This is a genomic window from Pseudomonas sp. BB438 (assembly GCF_057180225.1).
The window spans coordinates 4,842,203-4,857,241 of the sequence record NZ_CM170001.1 but is presented as its reverse complement, the minus strand read 5'-3'; the positions used below and the strand labels follow the sequence as shown (position 1 = coordinate 4,857,241).

The following is a 15,039-nucleotide window of genomic DNA, read 5'->3' as shown; positions in this document are numbered from 1 at the left end:
AGGCACTTGCACTGCGCTGGCACAGGCCCGAGGATTATACCCCCTGAGGACGTTCCCGCCGCACCTATGCGTTGGTCTGGAGTTGTCCTGCATCACTATGGGCTGTTGGAGAGCCTTGATTCATGAGCATGTCATTGCGTGATCAGTTGCTGAAAGCCGGGCTGGTCAACGAGAAGCAGGCCAAGCAGGCCGGCAAGCAGAAGCAGAAACAGCAGCGCCTGGAGCACAAGAACCAGGTGGCCAAGGACGACAGCCAGCGTCAGGCGGCCCTGCAGGCCCAGGCCGAGAAGCAGGCCCGCGACACCGAGCTGAACCGCCAGCAGCAGGAAAAGGCCGAGAAGAAGGCCAAGGCTGCGCAGATCAAGCAGTTGATCGAGGGCACGCGCCTGCCGAAGCTGGAGTCAGACGATTACTACAATTTCGTCGACAACAAGAAGGTCAAGCGCATCTCGGTGAACGATCTGATCCGCGACAAGCTCAGCCGCGGCAGCCTGGCCATCGTCAGCTACGACGGTCGCTACGAGATCGTGCCGCGTGACGCCGCGCTGCGCATCCAGGAGCGCGACGAGCGCCGCATCATCGTCCTCAGCGAGCCCAGCGGTGAGCCGGACGAAGACGATCCGTACAAGGATTACGTGGTGCCCGACGACCTCATGTGGTGAGGTCGTTCCGGCAGCTCAGGCAGCCGGATGCAGCTCGACCCTCCCGAACAGCGCCTGCGCCGACAACGGTGTAACGGCATGCAGACGGTCCAGCCGGAACTCCCGGCTGGCTTCGTCCACCCGCACCTCCAGATATTCCTCCAGCATCCCGTCCGCGCGTCGCCGCGTGTGCGTGGTGAAGGCCTGGGCGTCGAACGCCAGGCCGTCACGCAGCTCGATACGCAGCCAGTAGCGGTACAGGCAGGCGATCTCCAGGTAATCGTGGAGATCGCAGTGCAGCGGCTGGTAGAGGCTCATGCCGCTGGGCCTTACTTCAGGTCGCTCAGCGCTGCGCCGAAGTTCAAGTGCAGCACCTGTCCATCGACCACCAGCGCCGGGACCGACTTCACTCCGGCTGCCTCGGCTTCGGTGACGCGTGGTGATTGTTCGCCCAGGTGCACCACTTCCACGTCGCGATTCAGCAATGGCAGTAGCGCGCGCTCGGCTTCGACACAGACTGGGCACCCGGCATGGTAGTAAACGGCTTTGCTCATGATCCTTCTCCTGATTGTTTATGTATCGAATCGACACCAAATCAGTCTGCGATTGAAATTGACCTTCTGTCAAATTGGTTTTTGATCGATACTATCTAGTGGAGGATCTGCCCATGACCGATACGACCCTGTACGACTACCTCGAGCGCATCGCCAGTCTGATGCGTGCCTGGGCGCGCGAGCAGCCGCTGATGGCCGATCTGCAGCCGATCCAGCTGAGCGCGCTGAACTACCTGGCGCGCTGCAACCGCTATTCGAATACGCCGCTGGGGGTGACGGATTTCCTCGGGCTGACCAAGGGCACGGTGTCCCAGTCGCTCAAGGCGCTGGAGGCCAAGGGGCTGATCGAGAAGCGTCCGGATGCCCAGGACCGCCGCAGCGTGCACCTGGAGCTGACACAGGAGGGCAGGGGGCTGATCGATGCCCTGGTGCCGCCAGCCTTCCTGCGCCGTGCCGAGACGGCACTGGGCGAGCGCAGCAAATTGCTGGTCGAACTGCTGCGGGAACTGCTGATGACTGTGCAGCGCCAGGAAGACGTGCCGGGCTTCGGACTGTGCCGCACCTGCCGCTTCCACCGAAAACTCGACGACGGCGCGCTCTGTGGTTTGACCGGGGAAAGGCTGGAGGCATGCGAAGGCGAGCTGATCTGTCGCGAGCACGCGGCGCCCAACGAGGCGGCCGGAGCGGCACCCCCGTAGACACATTGCGGGCAAGAAAAAGCCGGGCAGATGCCCGGCTTTTTCATGGCTCAGACGCTATCAGAAGCGATAGGTCATCTGCGCGGTCAGGCCGTGGGCGCTGTTGTCGTACTTGGCGCTGTAAGCCGGCTGCAGTTGGATGCCTGCCAGTTCCTGGCCGTCGGGCTGGTTCACGCTGGCGGTGGATTCCCACAGGTAGGCGTAAGCCACGTCGATGGTCATGTCGGCGTTGGGCGAGTAGCCGGCGCCCAGGGTGAAGATCTTGCGATCGCCCACCGGGATGCGCACGTTGCGATGCTCGTTGCTGGTCGGCGACGGATCGTAGGCAAAGCCGGTACGCAGGACCCATTGGTCATTGACCTGGTAGGAAGTGCCGATCGCGGCGGACCAGGTGTCGTGCCAGCTCAGGTCTTCACCGATGGTGCTGAACTGCGGCAGCGGAGCGCCCTGGTTCTGCACTTCGATGGACTCCAGACGGCTCCAGCGCGTCCAGGTGGTGCCGCCGTAGACGGTCCAGCGGTCGTCCAGCTTCTGGGTGATGGACAGGTCCAGGGATTCGGGCAGGGTGATGTCCAGGTTGGCGTTCATACGCGAATCGAACAGGCCGCCCGGCGAGTTGGAGACGGTGGTGTGGCCCTTCAGCTCGTACTTCACCTTGGAGTGGTAGGTGGCGCCGAGGGAGGTGCTCTCGGTCGGGGTTACCAGGATGCCGACGTTGAAGCCGGCAGCGGTGTCGTCACCCTTGATGCTGATCTTGGTGTCGTCGCCATTGCCGCCCAGTGCGCTGTTCAGCCCGCCGGTGTTCAGGTAGTTCTCCAGCTTGCCGTCGATGCGGTTGATGGTCGGACCGAAGCCGACAGCCACCACGTCGTTGAACTTGTAGCTGATGGTCGGCTGGACGGTGATCACCTGGACCTTGCTGTAGGAGCCGTGGGAACGGCCCTGGAAGCCACTTTCGTAGTCGTTGATGATGCCGTAGGGCACGTAGACGCCCAGGCCGACGCTGACCTTGTCATCCAGCGGGGTGGCGAAGTAGCCGAACGGCACGGCCGCCAGCGGTACGGAGTCGCCCTTGTTGGAGCCGGAGGCAGTGCTGTGGGCGTCGCTGATGTCGTCCTTGGCGGAGACCACGGCCAGACCGCCGCTGACTTCAGTGCGCTTGAGCTTGGAGATGCCGGCAGGGTTGCCGTAGATGGTGCTGGCGTCCAATGCCGAGGAAGCGCGGCCCGCGTAGGCGGTACCGGCGCCGCTGGCGCTCTGCTCGTTGATGGCGATGCCGTTGGCAAGCACCTGAGCGGAGGCAGCGCTAATGGTCAGTGCGAGGGTGGTCTTGAGCCATGTTGTTTTCATTGTTAGAGCAACTCCTGTGTTTATCGGCGCGCAAGCTACCAAGATTCCCAGGTCTTGGGTAGTGGTTGGCAGGCGCTCTACCTTGGGCTTCGGGGCTCAAACGAGCGTTCCATCTGAATGATGTCCGTTCGTCGCTGTATGCAAATGATTTCTGACCGTTTGGTCACGGTTGGAATGAGAAATATTCACGCGACTCGACTGAAATTTCCGACGTAGCTGTGCCAGGCGTCGACAAAGTCGTGGAGGCGCCCGTGGGGATGGAAAACCTGGCGCCAGATGCGGGCCAGTTCCATGGGATCGTCCGCCAGCGGCAGCGGCAGGCGTTCCGCCTCGACCAGCATCCAGGCGATGGCGGTGCTGTAGCGCAGGTTGACCGTAAGTTCCAGGTGCGGCGCGTCGAGGAAAGCGTGCTGGCTGGCCAGCCCCCGCACGCGGCTGGCCAGCTCGGGGTCCAGCGCCAGGAATCCGTCCCACAGCGTCTGGTGTCGTTGCTCACCAATGCGATACAGCCCGTGGCCATGGCTGTCATCGAGGGCGCTCCCCAGCGCCGACTGACAGGCCGCTGCCCCCAGCAGCAGCGATTCGGCCGCGACACTGTGACGCCCCAGGTAGTGCAGGGTGGGGCGGATCACGTACTGGCACAGATCGTTCGCGGCGATTCCCATGACATCCCTCGTCATCAATGACCGGCGGGGCTGGGCGTCTTGGCAGCTTCTGATGATTATCCTCGGCCCCGCCGGAAGCGGACTTAGCCGCTCGATTTGAAGTGTAGTGCGATGAAGGTGATGTAAAGGCCTGTTTTTAAACTGTTTCGTCGGAGCAGCTTTCGTTCATATTACTTCTGGCGATTAGATGCTCGGCGGTAACTCCGGCATCGCAGCAAGCTTTTCCTCGGCCTCTTCGTGTCCCTGATCCGCGGCCTTCTGGTACCAGGCGCGAGCCTGCGCCGGGTTCTTCGCCACACCGCGACCCTTGGCGTAGCTCTCCGCCACCTGGAACTCGGCATCCGCGTCGCCCTGCTCAGCCGACAGCAGGTAGAGGGCGAAGGCCTTCTTGTAGCTGCGAGTTACGCCGGTACCGTTCTCGTACATGATCGCCAGGTTGAACTGTGCATCCTTGTCGCCCTGGTCGACAGCCTTCTGGTACCAGTACACCGCCTTGGCCGAGTCCTGTTCCACGCCGTCGCCATTGTCATAGGCGTTGCCGAGGTTGTACTGGGCGCAGGCATGGCCCTGCCTGGCGGCCTTCTCGTACCAGTAGGCGGCCTTCTCGTAGTCCTGGTCGTACTCATCGCTGCCGGCGTCGTATTCCAGGCCGAGCGTGTACTGGGCGGAGGCGTGGCCGGCCTTGGCGGCGTTCACCAGGTCTTCGCCGTAAAGGTCGGACCACTCGTCCTGGATGGCGCAGGGTGTGGCCTCCAGCTCGGCGGCGTGGACGGGGATGGCGCTGCACAGGCCCAGCAGGAGGCTGGCGAGCAGGGTTTGGCGGATGCACGACGGCATGGGATCACTCCTTTGAAGAATGGGCACGAGTCTGACCGATGCCCTGACACCTATCCATAGGAACAGACGGCGCCGGTGTGAAGCGCCTTCCGTTTTTCCCGCCAGAGCGGGGAGATCAGTCGCCCGTGGCCACCGGACGCCGGCTGTCAGTGATCCATTCGCTCCAGGAACCCGCGTAGAGGCGGCCCAGCGGATAACCCGCGAGGCTCAGGGCGAACAGGTTGTGGCAGGCGGTGACGCCGGAGCCGCAATAGGCCACCAGGTCCTCCGCCGGACGGCCACGGAGCAGGCTGGCGAAGCGCTGGTGCAGGTGTTCCGGACGCAGGAAACGGCCGTCCTGGCCGAGGTTGTCGGTGAAGGCTGCGCACTGTGCGCCGGGGATGTGCCCGGCGACGGGATCGATGGGTTCGACTTCGCCGCGGAAGCGCGGTAGGCCGCGGGCGTCGATCAAGGGCAGCTCGGCGTCGCCGAGTTTCGCGGCCAGCTCCCTCGCGCTGATCAGCAGGCTGTTGTCCGGCTCGCCCTGGAAGTCGCCGGGGCGCAATGGCGTTTCCGCTGTGGTCAGGGGAAGGCCGGCGTTGCGCCAGGCGGTCAGGCCGCCATCGAGCAGATAGACGCCTTCGCTCTTGCCCAACCAGAGCAGCAGCCACCAGGCGCGGGCGGCGAAGGCGCCGGGGCCGTCGTCATACAGCACCACTTCGCTGTCGGCGTTCAGGCCCCAGGCGCGCAGGTGTTCCTGCAGGTGTTGCGGATCGGGCAGCGGATGACGGCCGGTGACACCCGGAATCACCGGGGAGGAGAGTGCCCGGTTGAGGTCGGCGAAATGCGCGCCGGGGATGTGGTTCTCCTGGTAGCTGCGCGCGCCGTAGGTCGGGTCTTCGAGGGCGAAGCGGCAATCGAGCAGGACGAGATTCGGGTCATCGAGGCGGGCGGCCAGTTGCTCGGGCGTGAGCAGTCGGGCTTGGGTCATGGGCGCGTTCCTGTGTCGTGACGGGGCTTGAGCGCATCATAAGGCTTGTACGATGAAAAGTTGGTGGGAGTTGGCAAACATGCACGACCAGCAATCGGCACCGCGCAAGGCGGGCCCGCTGCGCGTCGCCCTGGTGGGACTGGCGACCGTTCTGATCACCCTGGGCTACAGCGTCCGAGTCCTGGCGCTGGGCGCCATCGGCCGGCTGCGCCGCGCCAAGGTCGATGGCTTCACCCGCGACTGGTCCGGGAGCCTGCTGCGCCTGACCGGCGCGCGGCTGAGCCGCCACGGCGAGGTGCCGGACTTCGGCGATGGCCGTCGCTACATGATCCTCTGCACCCACTCGAGCTTCTACGACATCCCGGCCATTTTCGTGACCCTGCCCGGATCGATCCGGATGCTCGCCAAGCGCGAGTTGTTCGCCGTGCCGGTGTGGGGCGCGGCGATGCGTGCGGCGGAGTTCCCGTCCATCGACCGGCACAACCGCCACCAGGCCATGGCCGATCTGGCCAAGGCGCGGGACATGATGGAAAGCGGCATCGTGCTCTGGGCCGCGCCCGAGGGCACGCGTTCGAAGGACGGCAGGCTGCAGCCGTTCAAGAAGGGCTGCTTCCGCCTGGCCCAGCAGACCGACGCGATCATCGTCCCGGTGGCCATCCGCGGCATCCAGCAATTGCTGCCGGCCGGCGGCCTGAAGCTGAATATCGGCACACCGGTGGAAGTGCATGTCGGCGCGCCGATCGACTCTACCCAGTTCACCGAGCACGGCGTCGATGCACTGATGAGTGAGGTGCGCGAGCGCATGCTGGAGCTGCTGGAGCCTGCTGCTGTGCCCGCACCGACGCCTGCCCTGAAGGAGCAGACGCCGGCCTGAGGCGTCAGCGGATGGGCAGCCGGCCGATGCGGTCGTTCTCCAGGCTGCCCAGGTAGAGCACACCGTTCACCGGCTTGGCCGAGGTCACCATGCGCAGGTGTTGGCCGCTGGTGTCATGCAGGCTGCGCACGATCTCGCCGTTCTCGTTCACCTGGATCACCAGGCCGTAGGGCACCGGCTTGGGCAGGACCGCGCGCGGCAATTTGGTGAGCTGGCGTTTCAGCCAGGGCATCTGCTGGATCATGTCAGCGTCGGCCTTGCGCGGCGAGGGCAGGGCGACCCAGAAGGTGCCGCTGCGGTCGCTGGCGAGGTTGTCCGGCAGGCCCGGCAGGTTGTCGACGAACACGTCATGCTGTCCGGCCTTCTCACCCTTCAGCCAGTAGCGGGTGATGCGGTAGCGGTAGGTCTCGTTGACCAGCACGAAGTCCTCGTTCTGCGACAGCGCCACGCCATTGGCGAAGTACAGGTCCTTGAGCAGCGTCTCGGTCTTGCCGGTGGCCGGGTCGTAGCGCAGCAGGCGGCCGTGGGGGCGGGCTTCGAGCAGATCGAGGATGTAGTCGGGCTGATGGAAGCGGCTGGACGCGTCGCTGAAATAGATACGCCCGTCGCTGGCGATGTCCAGGTCATCGGTGAAGGCGAACGGAATGCCTTCGGCCGAATCGGTCAGCACGCGGATCCTGCCCTGCGGATCGACCTCCAGCAGGCCCTTCCAGGCGTCGGCGACGATCAGGTTGCCGGCCTTGTCGAACGCCAGGCCCAGCGGGCGGCCGCCGGTTTCGACAAAGGTTTCGGCCTTGCCATCGGCGCCGATACGGACGATGCGTCCGTCATCGAGACCGGCGAAAACCCGGCCCTGGCTGTCCACGGCGGTGTCTTCCGGGCCGACGATCTGGCCCTGGGCGAGCAGTTCGGCTTTCATCAGCGTGTCGTTGGGTTCCATCACCCCGGTCATCGGCGGCGCCTTGGGCGGCGTCCAGGCCAGCGGGTCGATGGGGCTGGGCGTGAGCGCCAGGTAGACCGCGAGGGCCAGGGCCAGCAGGACGACCAGTCCGAGAAGCTTTTTCATGCGCGAGTTGCCTTCTTGTCGTTGTGGGCGGGGCAAAGCGTAGAAGTTGCCATGCAGTCGGCACAGACCGATGGCCGAGTGGAATGCTCGCACATCATGCATCTCTATATACTGCGCGCACCGAAATGAAGGAGAAGTTCGTGACCATCCTCGACATACAGTGGATTCGCGACGATGCCACCCTGGAGCGCAAGTGCCAGGACTGGAAAGAACTGCCCTACCTCGCGCTCGATACCGAGTTCATGCGTGTCGATACCTTCTATCCGGCCGCCGGGCTGGTGCAGGTGGGCGACGGCAGCGGCGTGTGGCTGATCGACCCGCTGCTGATCCGCGACTGGTCGCCGTTCGCTGCCGTGCTGGAGTCGCCGGTGGTGGTCAAGGTGTTCCATGCCTGCGGCGAGGACCTGGAGGTCTTTCAGCGCCTGACCGGCAGCCTGCCGCAGCCGCTGTTCGATACCCAGCTGGCCGCCGCCTACCTGGGCATGCCGCACTCGATGGGCTACTCCAGGCTGGTGCTGGAAATCCTCGGCCTCGACCTGCCCAAGGACGAAACCCGCTCCGACTGGCTGCAGCGCCCGCTGACCGACATGCAGGTACGCTACGCCGCCGAGGATGTTCAGCACCTGGCCGAGGTCTATGTGAAGCTCGCGCCGCGCCTGAGCGACGAGAAGCTGCAGTGGCTGCTGGCCGACGGCACCGACCTGACCAACAACCAGAGCCGTGTCAGCGACCCGAAGGAGGCCTACCTCGACGTCAAGCTGGCATGGAAGCTGGGTCGCCAGCAACTGGCCGTGCTGCGCGAACTGTGCGTCTGGCGCGAGGAACAGGCGCGGTTGCGCAACAAGCCGCGCAACCACATTCTGCGCGAGCACACCCTGTGGCCGCTGGCACGCTTCCAGCCAGCCGACAAGGTCGCCCTGGCACGCATCGACGACATGCACCCGCGCACCGTGCGCCAGGATGGCGACACTCTGATCGCGCTGATAGCCCATGCAGCGAAGCTGCCTGAAGCCGTCTGGCCGCAGACGCTGCCCGAGCCGCTGCCGCGGGAGATCACCCCAGTGCTGAAGAAACTGCGCGAAGTCGGCCAGAAGGAGGCCGAGCGCCTGGGCATGGCGCCCGAGCTGATGCTGCGCAAGAAGATCCTCGAAGCCCTGCTCAAGACCGGCTGGCCCGATGGTCCCTACCAATTGCCCGATTCGCTGCAAGGCTGGCGCCGTGAGCTGATGGGGCAGGCCCTGCTCGACAGCCTGGCTGCCCAGACCCCCGAATAACGCGGCCCACTCAACAATGCGGAAAGCACCGACATGAAACGCATCTGCTCCATCTACAAGAGTCCGCGCAAGAACGAGATGTACCTGTACGTCGACAAGCGCGAAGCCCTGAGTCGCGTTCCCGAGGCGCTGCTCGCCGTGTTCGGCGCGCCCAAGCACACCTTCGACCTGGTCCTGAGCCCCGAGCGCCAGTTGGCCCGCGAAGACATCAATGTGGTAATGGAAAACATCGAGAAACAAGGTTTCCACCTGCAGATGCCGCCGGCGGAAGAGGACTACATCGAGCACTTGCCCGAGGAATTGCTGCGTCGCAACGATCCAGTCTGATCCGGACTGGCGCGTCACTCCCTTCAGGCCGTGTATCGGCTCGGTGCTGGCACTGTGCAAATACGCGGCCTGGGCGCATTATGCGCGGAGAAATCGGGTTCAACGGAGCGGAACGCTTGGTCTCTGGCTGTGTCTATAGCCGCCTGACTTCCCAAGAACTGACGACGATAGCCCCAGGGAAGCTCCCTTGAAGCGAGTCCAGATGCACCAGCCGGAAATGCTCCACCGTTCGAAGCGAAAGGCCTGACCATGCGCCTGCTCGTACTCGATCGCGAACACGCTCTCTACGCCGCCCTGCTGATGGCGGCCGAACCCCGGTTGACGGTTATCTCCGGCAACGATCCCGACGCGCTCGTCGAAGCGGCGGCGGAATGCCCGGTGTGGCTCGGCGAGCCGATCCTGGCCGCGCAACTGCTGCGCCAGGGCGTGCACCCGGTGTGGATACAGTCGAGCTGGGCGGGCATCACCCCGCTGCTGGCCGACGACCTGCCCAAGGACTACGCCCTGACCCGCGCCGTCGGCATCTTCGGCCAGGTCATGACCGAGTACCTGCTCACCTACATGCTCGCTCACGAACGCCAGTTCCTCGGCCGCCTGGCCAGTCAGGTCGGCGTGCAGTGGGACGACCGCGCGCCGGGCAGCCTCAGTGGTCGGCAGATCCTCATTGTCGGTACTGGCGAGATCGGCCAGGCCGTGGCGCACATGCTGGCGCCCTTTGGCGTCGAACTGGTCGGCGTGGCGAAGAACCCGCGGGCACTGGTGCCCTTCGGCCGCATGGGTGGGCTGGACGACCTGCCGCGTCTGGCCGAGACCGCCGATTATGTGATCAACCTGCTGCCCGATACGCCGGACACCGCGGATATCTATAACCTCGCGCTGTTCCAGCGGATGAAACCCACCGCGCTGTTCCTCAATGCCGGACGCGGCACATCAGTGGTCGACGCGGACCTGGTCGCGGCGCTGGAAGCCAACCAACTGGCTGGCGCGGTGATCGACGTCTGCCGCCAGGAGCCGCTGCCGACCTCGCACCCGTTCTGGCATACGCCGCGCCTGCTGCTGACCGGTCACACGGCTGCGCCGACGCTGCCGAGCCTGCTGATCGACCTGTTCCGCGACAACCTCACGCGCTTCTGGGCTGGCCAGGCCATGCGCGGCGAGGTGGATTTCTCCCGCGGTTACTGACCGCTGCGGACATGAAAAAGGCCCCATCCGGGGCCTTTTTTTGGCTTTTCGCAGAGGCGAGCATGCTCGCGAACCAGGACGCTCCGAAGTCCGCTTGCAGGAGCCGCCAAGCGAGCGATCGTCGGCATGGCCCGCTCCTACAGGGCAGTCAGAGCGAGAAATCGCCCTCGGCCACGATCTCCGCCAGCGGACGGCGGGCGTTCGGCACTTCGCGGGCTTGCAGGCTCTCGGACAGGATCGACTTGTCACCCAGCTTGCCGATGGCGATCACCGCATGGATCTCATGGTCCGCCGGGACCTTCAGTTCGGTGCGCGCCAGCTCGCGGTCGAAGCCAGCCATGCCGTGGGTGTGCCAGCCCGCCAGGCTCGCCTGCAGAGCCAGGAAGCCCCAGGCCGAACCTGTGTCGAAACTGTGCCACAGCGCGGGCTTTTCCTCGCTGGAACCGGGCGGAGCGAAGGTGGTCTTGGACAGCACCACCACCAGCGCCGAGGCGTGCTGCGCCCAGCCGCGGTTGAACTCGCCCAGCAGGTTCAGGTAGCGCTGCCAGTTCGGCGTGTCGCGCAGGGCGAAGAGGAAGCGCCAGGGCTGCGAGTTGAAGGAGGACGGCGCCCAGCGCGCGGCCTCGATGAAGCTCAGCAGGGTCTCCTGGGGAATGGCTTCGCCGCTGAAGGCGCGGGGCGACCAGCGATTGATGAACTGCGGGTCGATGGGGTGCTCGGAAACGCGCGGGTTGGCGCTCATGGTGGCTCCTTGAAGGGCGTGGAATCTGCCGATGGTGCCGTGGTCGGCCGGGCATCGCGGTGGGAACGGGCGGCGCGGCTGCTGGAGCGGCTGGCGGGTCCTGCGGCACAAGGCGGCGGACCGGGCCCGTGGGTCGGTCAAACTAACCAGCGCGGACCGCTCTGGCAAGCGTTGCGCGGTCAATGGTCGCCTGCGCTTGGCCTGAGCGCGCAGCGGGCTTAGACTTTGCGCCCCGTGAAATAGCCCCTGACCTAAAAATGGCCGCCAAAGTCGAACCCTTCTGGAAACGCAAGACCCTCGACCAGCTCGATCAGGACGAGTGGGAGTCGCTGTGCGACGGCTGCGGTCTGTGCTGCCTGCAGAAGCTGGAAGACGAGGACGACGGCGCTGTCTACTACACGCGCATCGCCTGCAAGCTGCTGGACATGAAGACCTGCCGCTGCACCGACTACGCCAATCGCCGCGCCAGCGTGCCCGACTGCATCCAGCTCACCCCGGCCCAGGCCGACGAGTTCCAGTGGCTGCCGCCGACCTGCGGCTACCGCCTGGTGGCCGAGGGCAAGGACCTGCCGTTGTGGCACCACCTGGTCTGCGGTGACCCGGACGCGGTGCACCACGAGCGTATCTCGCAGTCGGGCCGCATGCTCAGCGAGAACTCGGTGGCCGAGGACGACTGGGAAGAGCACCTGATCTTCCGCGCCGGCTGATCCTTCCGCCGGCAGCGCCGCCCGTGGCATGCTGCGCGTCTTCCGCCCCGGAGCCGCGCCATGCCCAGCCTCGAAAGCCTCAGCCTGTTCTTCATCGCCACCCTCGCACTCAACCTCACGCCTGGCCCGGACATGCTCTACGTCGCCTCGCGTTCGGCCGCACAGGGTACGGCGGCAGGCCTGATGTCGACCCTCGGGATCGGCGCCGGCTGCGTGGTGCACATGCTGGCGGCGGCGTTCGGCCTGTCGGCGCTGCTGATGATGTCCAGCGTGGCCTTTGGCGTGCTCAAGTGGCTGGGTGCGATGTATCTGGTCTGGCTTGGCGTACAGCTGATCCGTGGCGCCTGGCGCGAGCAGAAACGCACCGAGCTTGAGCCAGCGCGCCTGAGCCGGGTATTCCTGCAGGGCATGATGGTCAACGTGTTCAACCCCAAGGTGGCGCTGTTCTTCCTCGCCTTCCTGCCTCAGTTCGTACCCGCTGGCAGCCCGAACTTCGTGCTGCAGATCCTCTGCCTCGGCCTGCTGTTCAATCTCGGTGGCTGCCTGGTGAATGCCGTGGTGTCGGTGGTGGCCGGGCGCGTCGGCAACCGCGTGGGCAGCAACCCGACCTGGCGCCGCTGGCAGCAGACGGCATCGGGCGGGCTGATTGTCGCGATGGGCATCGGCCTGACTGTCAGCAGCCGACGCTGAGAGGGGCTCAGGTCGGCGTGCGCAACCAGTAGCAGGCTTCCTCGCCGCTCAGCGGTGCTTCTTCGTCCGGCAGTTCCACGCGCTTCTCCCAGAGCGGAAACCAGCGGTCGTCCTTCACGTCGTCGATGGTCGCCGGGCGCACCTTGGCGCGGAAGCGCCGCTCGCAGGCGCCCCATTGCACGACGTTGACCTGCGCCTCGATCAGGCTCACGGTGTTGGCGCCGCCGCGCGCGTCGGGGAAGCAGAGCTGCAGGTGATCGTCTTCCCAGAAACAGATCTCGCAGATTTCGTACGACCCCGGAGGGTCGCCGAAACTGAAGTAGCCGCAGCAGGGGCAGGTGTAGAGCATCAGCGGTTGCCTTCGATGCCCAGCACCTTGAACAGGAAGGCGTACTCCAGCGCCACGTCCTTCAGGCCCTGGTAGCGGCCGCTCATGCCGCCATGGCCGGCGCCCAGGTCGGTCTTGAGCAGCAGCAGGTGTTCGTCGGTCTTGCTGACGCGCAGCTTGGCCACCCACTTGGCGGCTTCCCAGTACTGCACGCGGCTGTCGTTGTAGCCGGCCACCACCAGCAGGGCAGGGTAGTCCTGGGCACTGACGTTCTCGTACGGCGCGTAGGCGCGGATGCGCGCGTAGACCTCCGGCTCCTGCGGGTTGCCCCACTCGTCGTACTCGGTGACGGTCAGCGGCAGGTCGGGGTTCAGCATGCTGTTGAGCACGTCGACGAAGGGCACTTCGGCGATGGCCGCGGCGAACAGCTGCGGGCGCTGGTTAAGCACCGCACCGATCAGCAGGCCGCCGGCGCTGCCGCCGCTGATCGCCAACTGCGCCGGGGTGCTGTAGCCGTGGTCCAGCAGGTGCTCGGCACAGGCGATGAAGTCGCTGAAGGTGTTCTGCTTGTGCTCGAGCTTGCCGGCACGGTACCAGGCTTCACCCAGTTCGCCGCCGCCGCGCACATGGGCGATGGCGAAGACAAAGCCGCGCTCCAGCAGGCTCAGGCGGGCGTGGGAGAACCAGGGGTCGAGGCTCTCGCCGTAGGCTCCGTAACCGTAGAGGTAGAGCGGCGCCGGCTGGCCGCGCGCGATGTCTTCCAGCACGTCGCGGCGGCCTACCAGGCTGATCGGCACTTGCATGCCGTCGGCGGCGTCGGCCCAGAGGCGGCGGCTTTCGTAGGCGTCGGCATCGAACGGGCCTTCCACCGGGGTCTGCTTGAGTACCGTCTGCTCACCGCTGGCGAGGTCGAGCTGACGGATCTGCGCCGGGCGGTTGAGGGCTTCGTAGCGCAGGCGAATCACCGTGCTGTCGAATTCCAGGCTGTCCTGCACGTAGAGGTTGTAGGCGGCATCCGGCAGGTCGACGCGGTGCGCCGGCTGGTCGTGCGGGTGAACCTCGATGATCGGCAGGCCGCCTTCGCGCAGGCTCAGGGTCAGGGCGCTGGCGCTCAGGGTCAGGCCTTCGAGCATCACGTCGTCGCGATGTGCCAGCAGTTCCTGCCAGTGGTTACGGCTCGGCTGCGATTCGCCGGCGTGGTACAGCGCGAAGTTGATCCCGGTCTGGTTGCTGCGGATCAGCCAGGCCCAGTCGCCATTCAGACGGCCGTGGTCCGGGTAGTACTCGTGGCCTTCCTCGCGCGGTGACAGGCAGGCGAATTCACCCTCGGGCGTATTGGCGTCCAGTACCCAGGCTTCGCTGGTGGTCTTGCTGTTCAGCAACAGCACCAGCTGGCGCTCGGAGCTGGCGCGGTAGCAGTTGAGGAAGAAACGCCCGTCGGGTTCTTCGAAAACCAGCTGTGCGCCGCTTTCGCCCAGGCGATGGCGGTAGAGCTTGTGCGGACGGTGGGTGTCGTCGAGCTCGCCGAAGAACAGCGTGCGGTTGTCGTTGGCCCAGGTCAGGCTGCCATCGCAATCTTCGAAGGGCAGGGCAGTGACGCTGCCGTCAGCCAGTTCCTTCACGTACAGCGTGTAGATCTCGTCGCCGCTGGTATCCAGGCTGTAGGCCAGTTTCGAGTGATCGGGACTGATGCTGAAGGCGCCGACCGACAGGAAGTCTTCCCCGGCGAGGGCATTCGGGTCCAGCAGCAGCTCCTCGGCGCTTTCGTCGACGGTCAGCGAACCGTCTGCCGGACGCGGCGCGCGGTAGTGGCGCGGGTATTCGTCGCCGGCGGTGGTGCGCTGGTAATAGAGCCAGGGGCCCCAGGGCGTTGGGAGCGAGAGATCGGTCTCGCGGATGCGGCCCTTGATCTCCTGGAACAGCGTCTCGCGGAGCTTCGTCTGAGGAAGAAGCTGATCTTCCAGGTAGGCGTTTTCCGCCTTCAGGTAGTCGAGGACGTCCGCGGCGTCGCGGTTTTCCAGCCAGGCATAGGGATCGGCGGCGGCCTCGCGGCGGGCGATGGGGGGCTGACGGTCGGTCATGGCGATTCCTCGGGTGGCGGCATGGATGACGCCCGGCTGCGCACCCATGGGGA

At 65.5% G+C, this 15,039-nt stretch carries 18 protein-coding genes; 8 read left to right on the top strand and 10 right to left on the bottom strand.

The annotated features are described in order from the left end of the window. Positions 1 to 122: 122 nt before the first annotated feature. Positions 123 to 662, top strand: coding sequence for a DUF2058 domain-containing protein (locus AC1ZV1_RS22250; protein WP_484293660.1), 540 nt, complete (start codon positions 123 to 125; stop codon positions 660 to 662). Positions 663 to 677: 15 nt separating this feature from the next. Here the strand turns inward: AC1ZV1_RS22250 and AC1ZV1_RS22245 are convergent, their stop codons facing one another. Continuing rightward, positions 678 to 959 carry a Rho-binding antiterminator gene (locus AC1ZV1_RS22245; protein WP_484293659.1) on the bottom strand — a complete coding sequence of 94 codons (282 nt, stop codon included), beginning with the start codon at positions 957 to 959 and terminating at the stop codon, positions 678 to 680. A gap of 11 nt (positions 960 to 970) precedes the next feature. Then, on the bottom strand, positions 971 to 1,195 hold the full coding sequence (locus AC1ZV1_RS22240; RefSeq protein ID WP_484293658.1) for a thioredoxin family protein: 225 nt from the start codon (positions 1,193 to 1,195) through the stop codon (positions 971 to 973). 113 nt (positions 1,196 to 1,308) lie between these two features. Here AC1ZV1_RS22240 and AC1ZV1_RS22235 point away from each other — a divergent pair, with 113 nt between their 5' ends. Continuing rightward, the gene (locus tag AC1ZV1_RS22235; RefSeq protein ID WP_484293657.1) at positions 1,309 to 1,893 is read left to right on the top strand and encodes a MarR family winged helix-turn-helix transcriptional regulator; all 585 of its coding nucleotides are present in this window, start codon (positions 1,309 to 1,311) and stop codon (positions 1,891 to 1,893) included. A 60-nt stretch (positions 1,894 to 1,953) separates the two neighbouring features. Here AC1ZV1_RS22235 and AC1ZV1_RS22230 read toward each other — a convergent pair whose 3' ends face one another. The 4 genes from AC1ZV1_RS22230 to AC1ZV1_RS22215 form a co-directional block, all read right to left on the bottom strand. Further along, on the bottom strand, positions 1,954 to 3,243 hold the full coding sequence (locus AC1ZV1_RS22230) for an outer membrane protein transport protein (RefSeq protein WP_484293656.1): 1,290 nt from the start codon (positions 3,241 to 3,243) through the stop codon (positions 1,954 to 1,956). 185 nt (positions 3,244 to 3,428) lie between these two features. Further along, positions 3,429 to 3,908 carry a hypothetical protein gene (locus AC1ZV1_RS22225; protein ID WP_484293655.1) on the bottom strand — a complete coding sequence of 160 codons (480 nt, stop codon included), beginning with the start codon at positions 3,906 to 3,908 and terminating at the stop codon, positions 3,429 to 3,431. Between the two features lie 183 nt (positions 3,909 to 4,091). Beyond that, positions 4,092 to 4,745 (bottom strand): tetratricopeptide repeat protein, encoded by a 654-nt coding sequence (locus tag AC1ZV1_RS22220; RefSeq protein WP_484293654.1) that lies wholly within the window; start codon positions 4,743 to 4,745, stop codon positions 4,092 to 4,094. 115 nt (positions 4,746 to 4,860) lie between these two features. Next, a complete protein-coding gene (locus AC1ZV1_RS22215; RefSeq protein ID WP_484293653.1) occupies positions 4,861 to 5,715 on the bottom strand; it encodes a sulfurtransferase in 855 nt (284 codons plus the stop codon). Positions 5,716 to 5,794: 79 nt separating this feature from the next. On the opposite strand from AC1ZV1_RS22215, the gene AC1ZV1_RS22210 reads away from it, so the two are divergent. Further along, positions 5,795 to 6,589 (top strand): lysophospholipid acyltransferase family protein, encoded by a 795-nt coding sequence (locus AC1ZV1_RS22210; protein WP_484293652.1) that lies wholly within the window; start codon positions 5,795 to 5,797, stop codon positions 6,587 to 6,589. Between the two features lie 4 nt (positions 6,590 to 6,593). Here AC1ZV1_RS22210 and AC1ZV1_RS22205 read toward each other — a convergent pair whose 3' ends face one another. Beyond that, positions 6,594 to 7,655, bottom strand: a complete 1,062-nt coding sequence (locus tag AC1ZV1_RS22205; protein ID WP_484293651.1) for an SMP-30/gluconolactonase/LRE family protein — start codon at positions 7,653 to 7,655, stop codon at positions 6,594 to 6,596. Between the two features lie 125 nt (positions 7,656 to 7,780). Between AC1ZV1_RS22205 and rnd the strand changes: the two genes are divergently transcribed. The 3 genes from rnd to AC1ZV1_RS22190 all read left to right on the top strand — a co-directional run bounded on the left by rnd (position 7,781) and on the right by AC1ZV1_RS22190 (position 10,438). Further along, positions 7,781 to 8,929: a ribonuclease D gene (gene rnd / locus AC1ZV1_RS22200; protein WP_484293650.1), complete on the top strand. Its 1,149-nt coding sequence runs from the start codon at positions 7,781 to 7,783 to the stop codon at positions 8,927 to 8,929. Between the two features lie 33 nt (positions 8,930 to 8,962). Continuing rightward, entirely contained in the window at positions 8,963 to 9,256 is a 294-nt protein-coding gene (locus AC1ZV1_RS22195; protein ID WP_484293649.1) for a YcgL domain-containing protein, read from the top strand. A 249-nt stretch (positions 9,257 to 9,505) separates the two neighbouring features. Next, positions 9,506 to 10,438, top strand: a complete 933-nt coding sequence (locus AC1ZV1_RS22190) for a D-2-hydroxyacid dehydrogenase (protein ID WP_484293648.1) — start codon at positions 9,506 to 9,508, stop codon at positions 10,436 to 10,438. A gap of 148 nt (positions 10,439 to 10,586) precedes the next feature. Here the strand turns inward: AC1ZV1_RS22190 and AC1ZV1_RS22185 are convergent, their stop codons facing one another. Then, complete coding sequence (locus AC1ZV1_RS22185) at positions 10,587 to 11,180, bottom strand: nitroreductase family protein (RefSeq protein WP_484293647.1); 594 nt, start codon at positions 11,178 to 11,180, stop codon at positions 10,587 to 10,589. Between the two features lie 257 nt (positions 11,181 to 11,437). Between AC1ZV1_RS22185 and AC1ZV1_RS22180 the strand changes: the two genes are divergently transcribed. Beyond that, entirely contained in the window at positions 11,438 to 11,887 is a 450-nt protein-coding gene (locus AC1ZV1_RS22180; RefSeq protein WP_484293646.1) for a YcgN family cysteine cluster protein, read from the top strand. Between the two features lie 60 nt (positions 11,888 to 11,947). After that, on the top strand, positions 11,948 to 12,577 hold the full coding sequence (locus AC1ZV1_RS22175) for a LysE family translocator (protein WP_484293645.1): 630 nt from the start codon (positions 11,948 to 11,950) through the stop codon (positions 12,575 to 12,577). A gap of 7 nt (positions 12,578 to 12,584) precedes the next feature. Here the strand turns inward: AC1ZV1_RS22175 and AC1ZV1_RS22170 are convergent, their stop codons facing one another. Further along, on the bottom strand, positions 12,585 to 12,926 hold the full coding sequence (locus tag AC1ZV1_RS22170; RefSeq protein WP_484293644.1) for a CPCC family cysteine-rich protein: 342 nt from the start codon (positions 12,924 to 12,926) through the stop codon (positions 12,585 to 12,587). Further along, positions 12,926 to 14,986 carry a S9 family peptidase gene (locus tag AC1ZV1_RS22165; protein WP_484293643.1) on the bottom strand — a complete coding sequence of 687 codons (2,061 nt, stop codon included), beginning with the start codon at positions 14,984 to 14,986 and terminating at the stop codon, positions 12,926 to 12,928. The genes AC1ZV1_RS22170 and AC1ZV1_RS22165 overlap by 1 nt, the downstream gene beginning before the upstream one ends. Positions 14,987 to 15,039 lie beyond the last annotated feature (53 nt).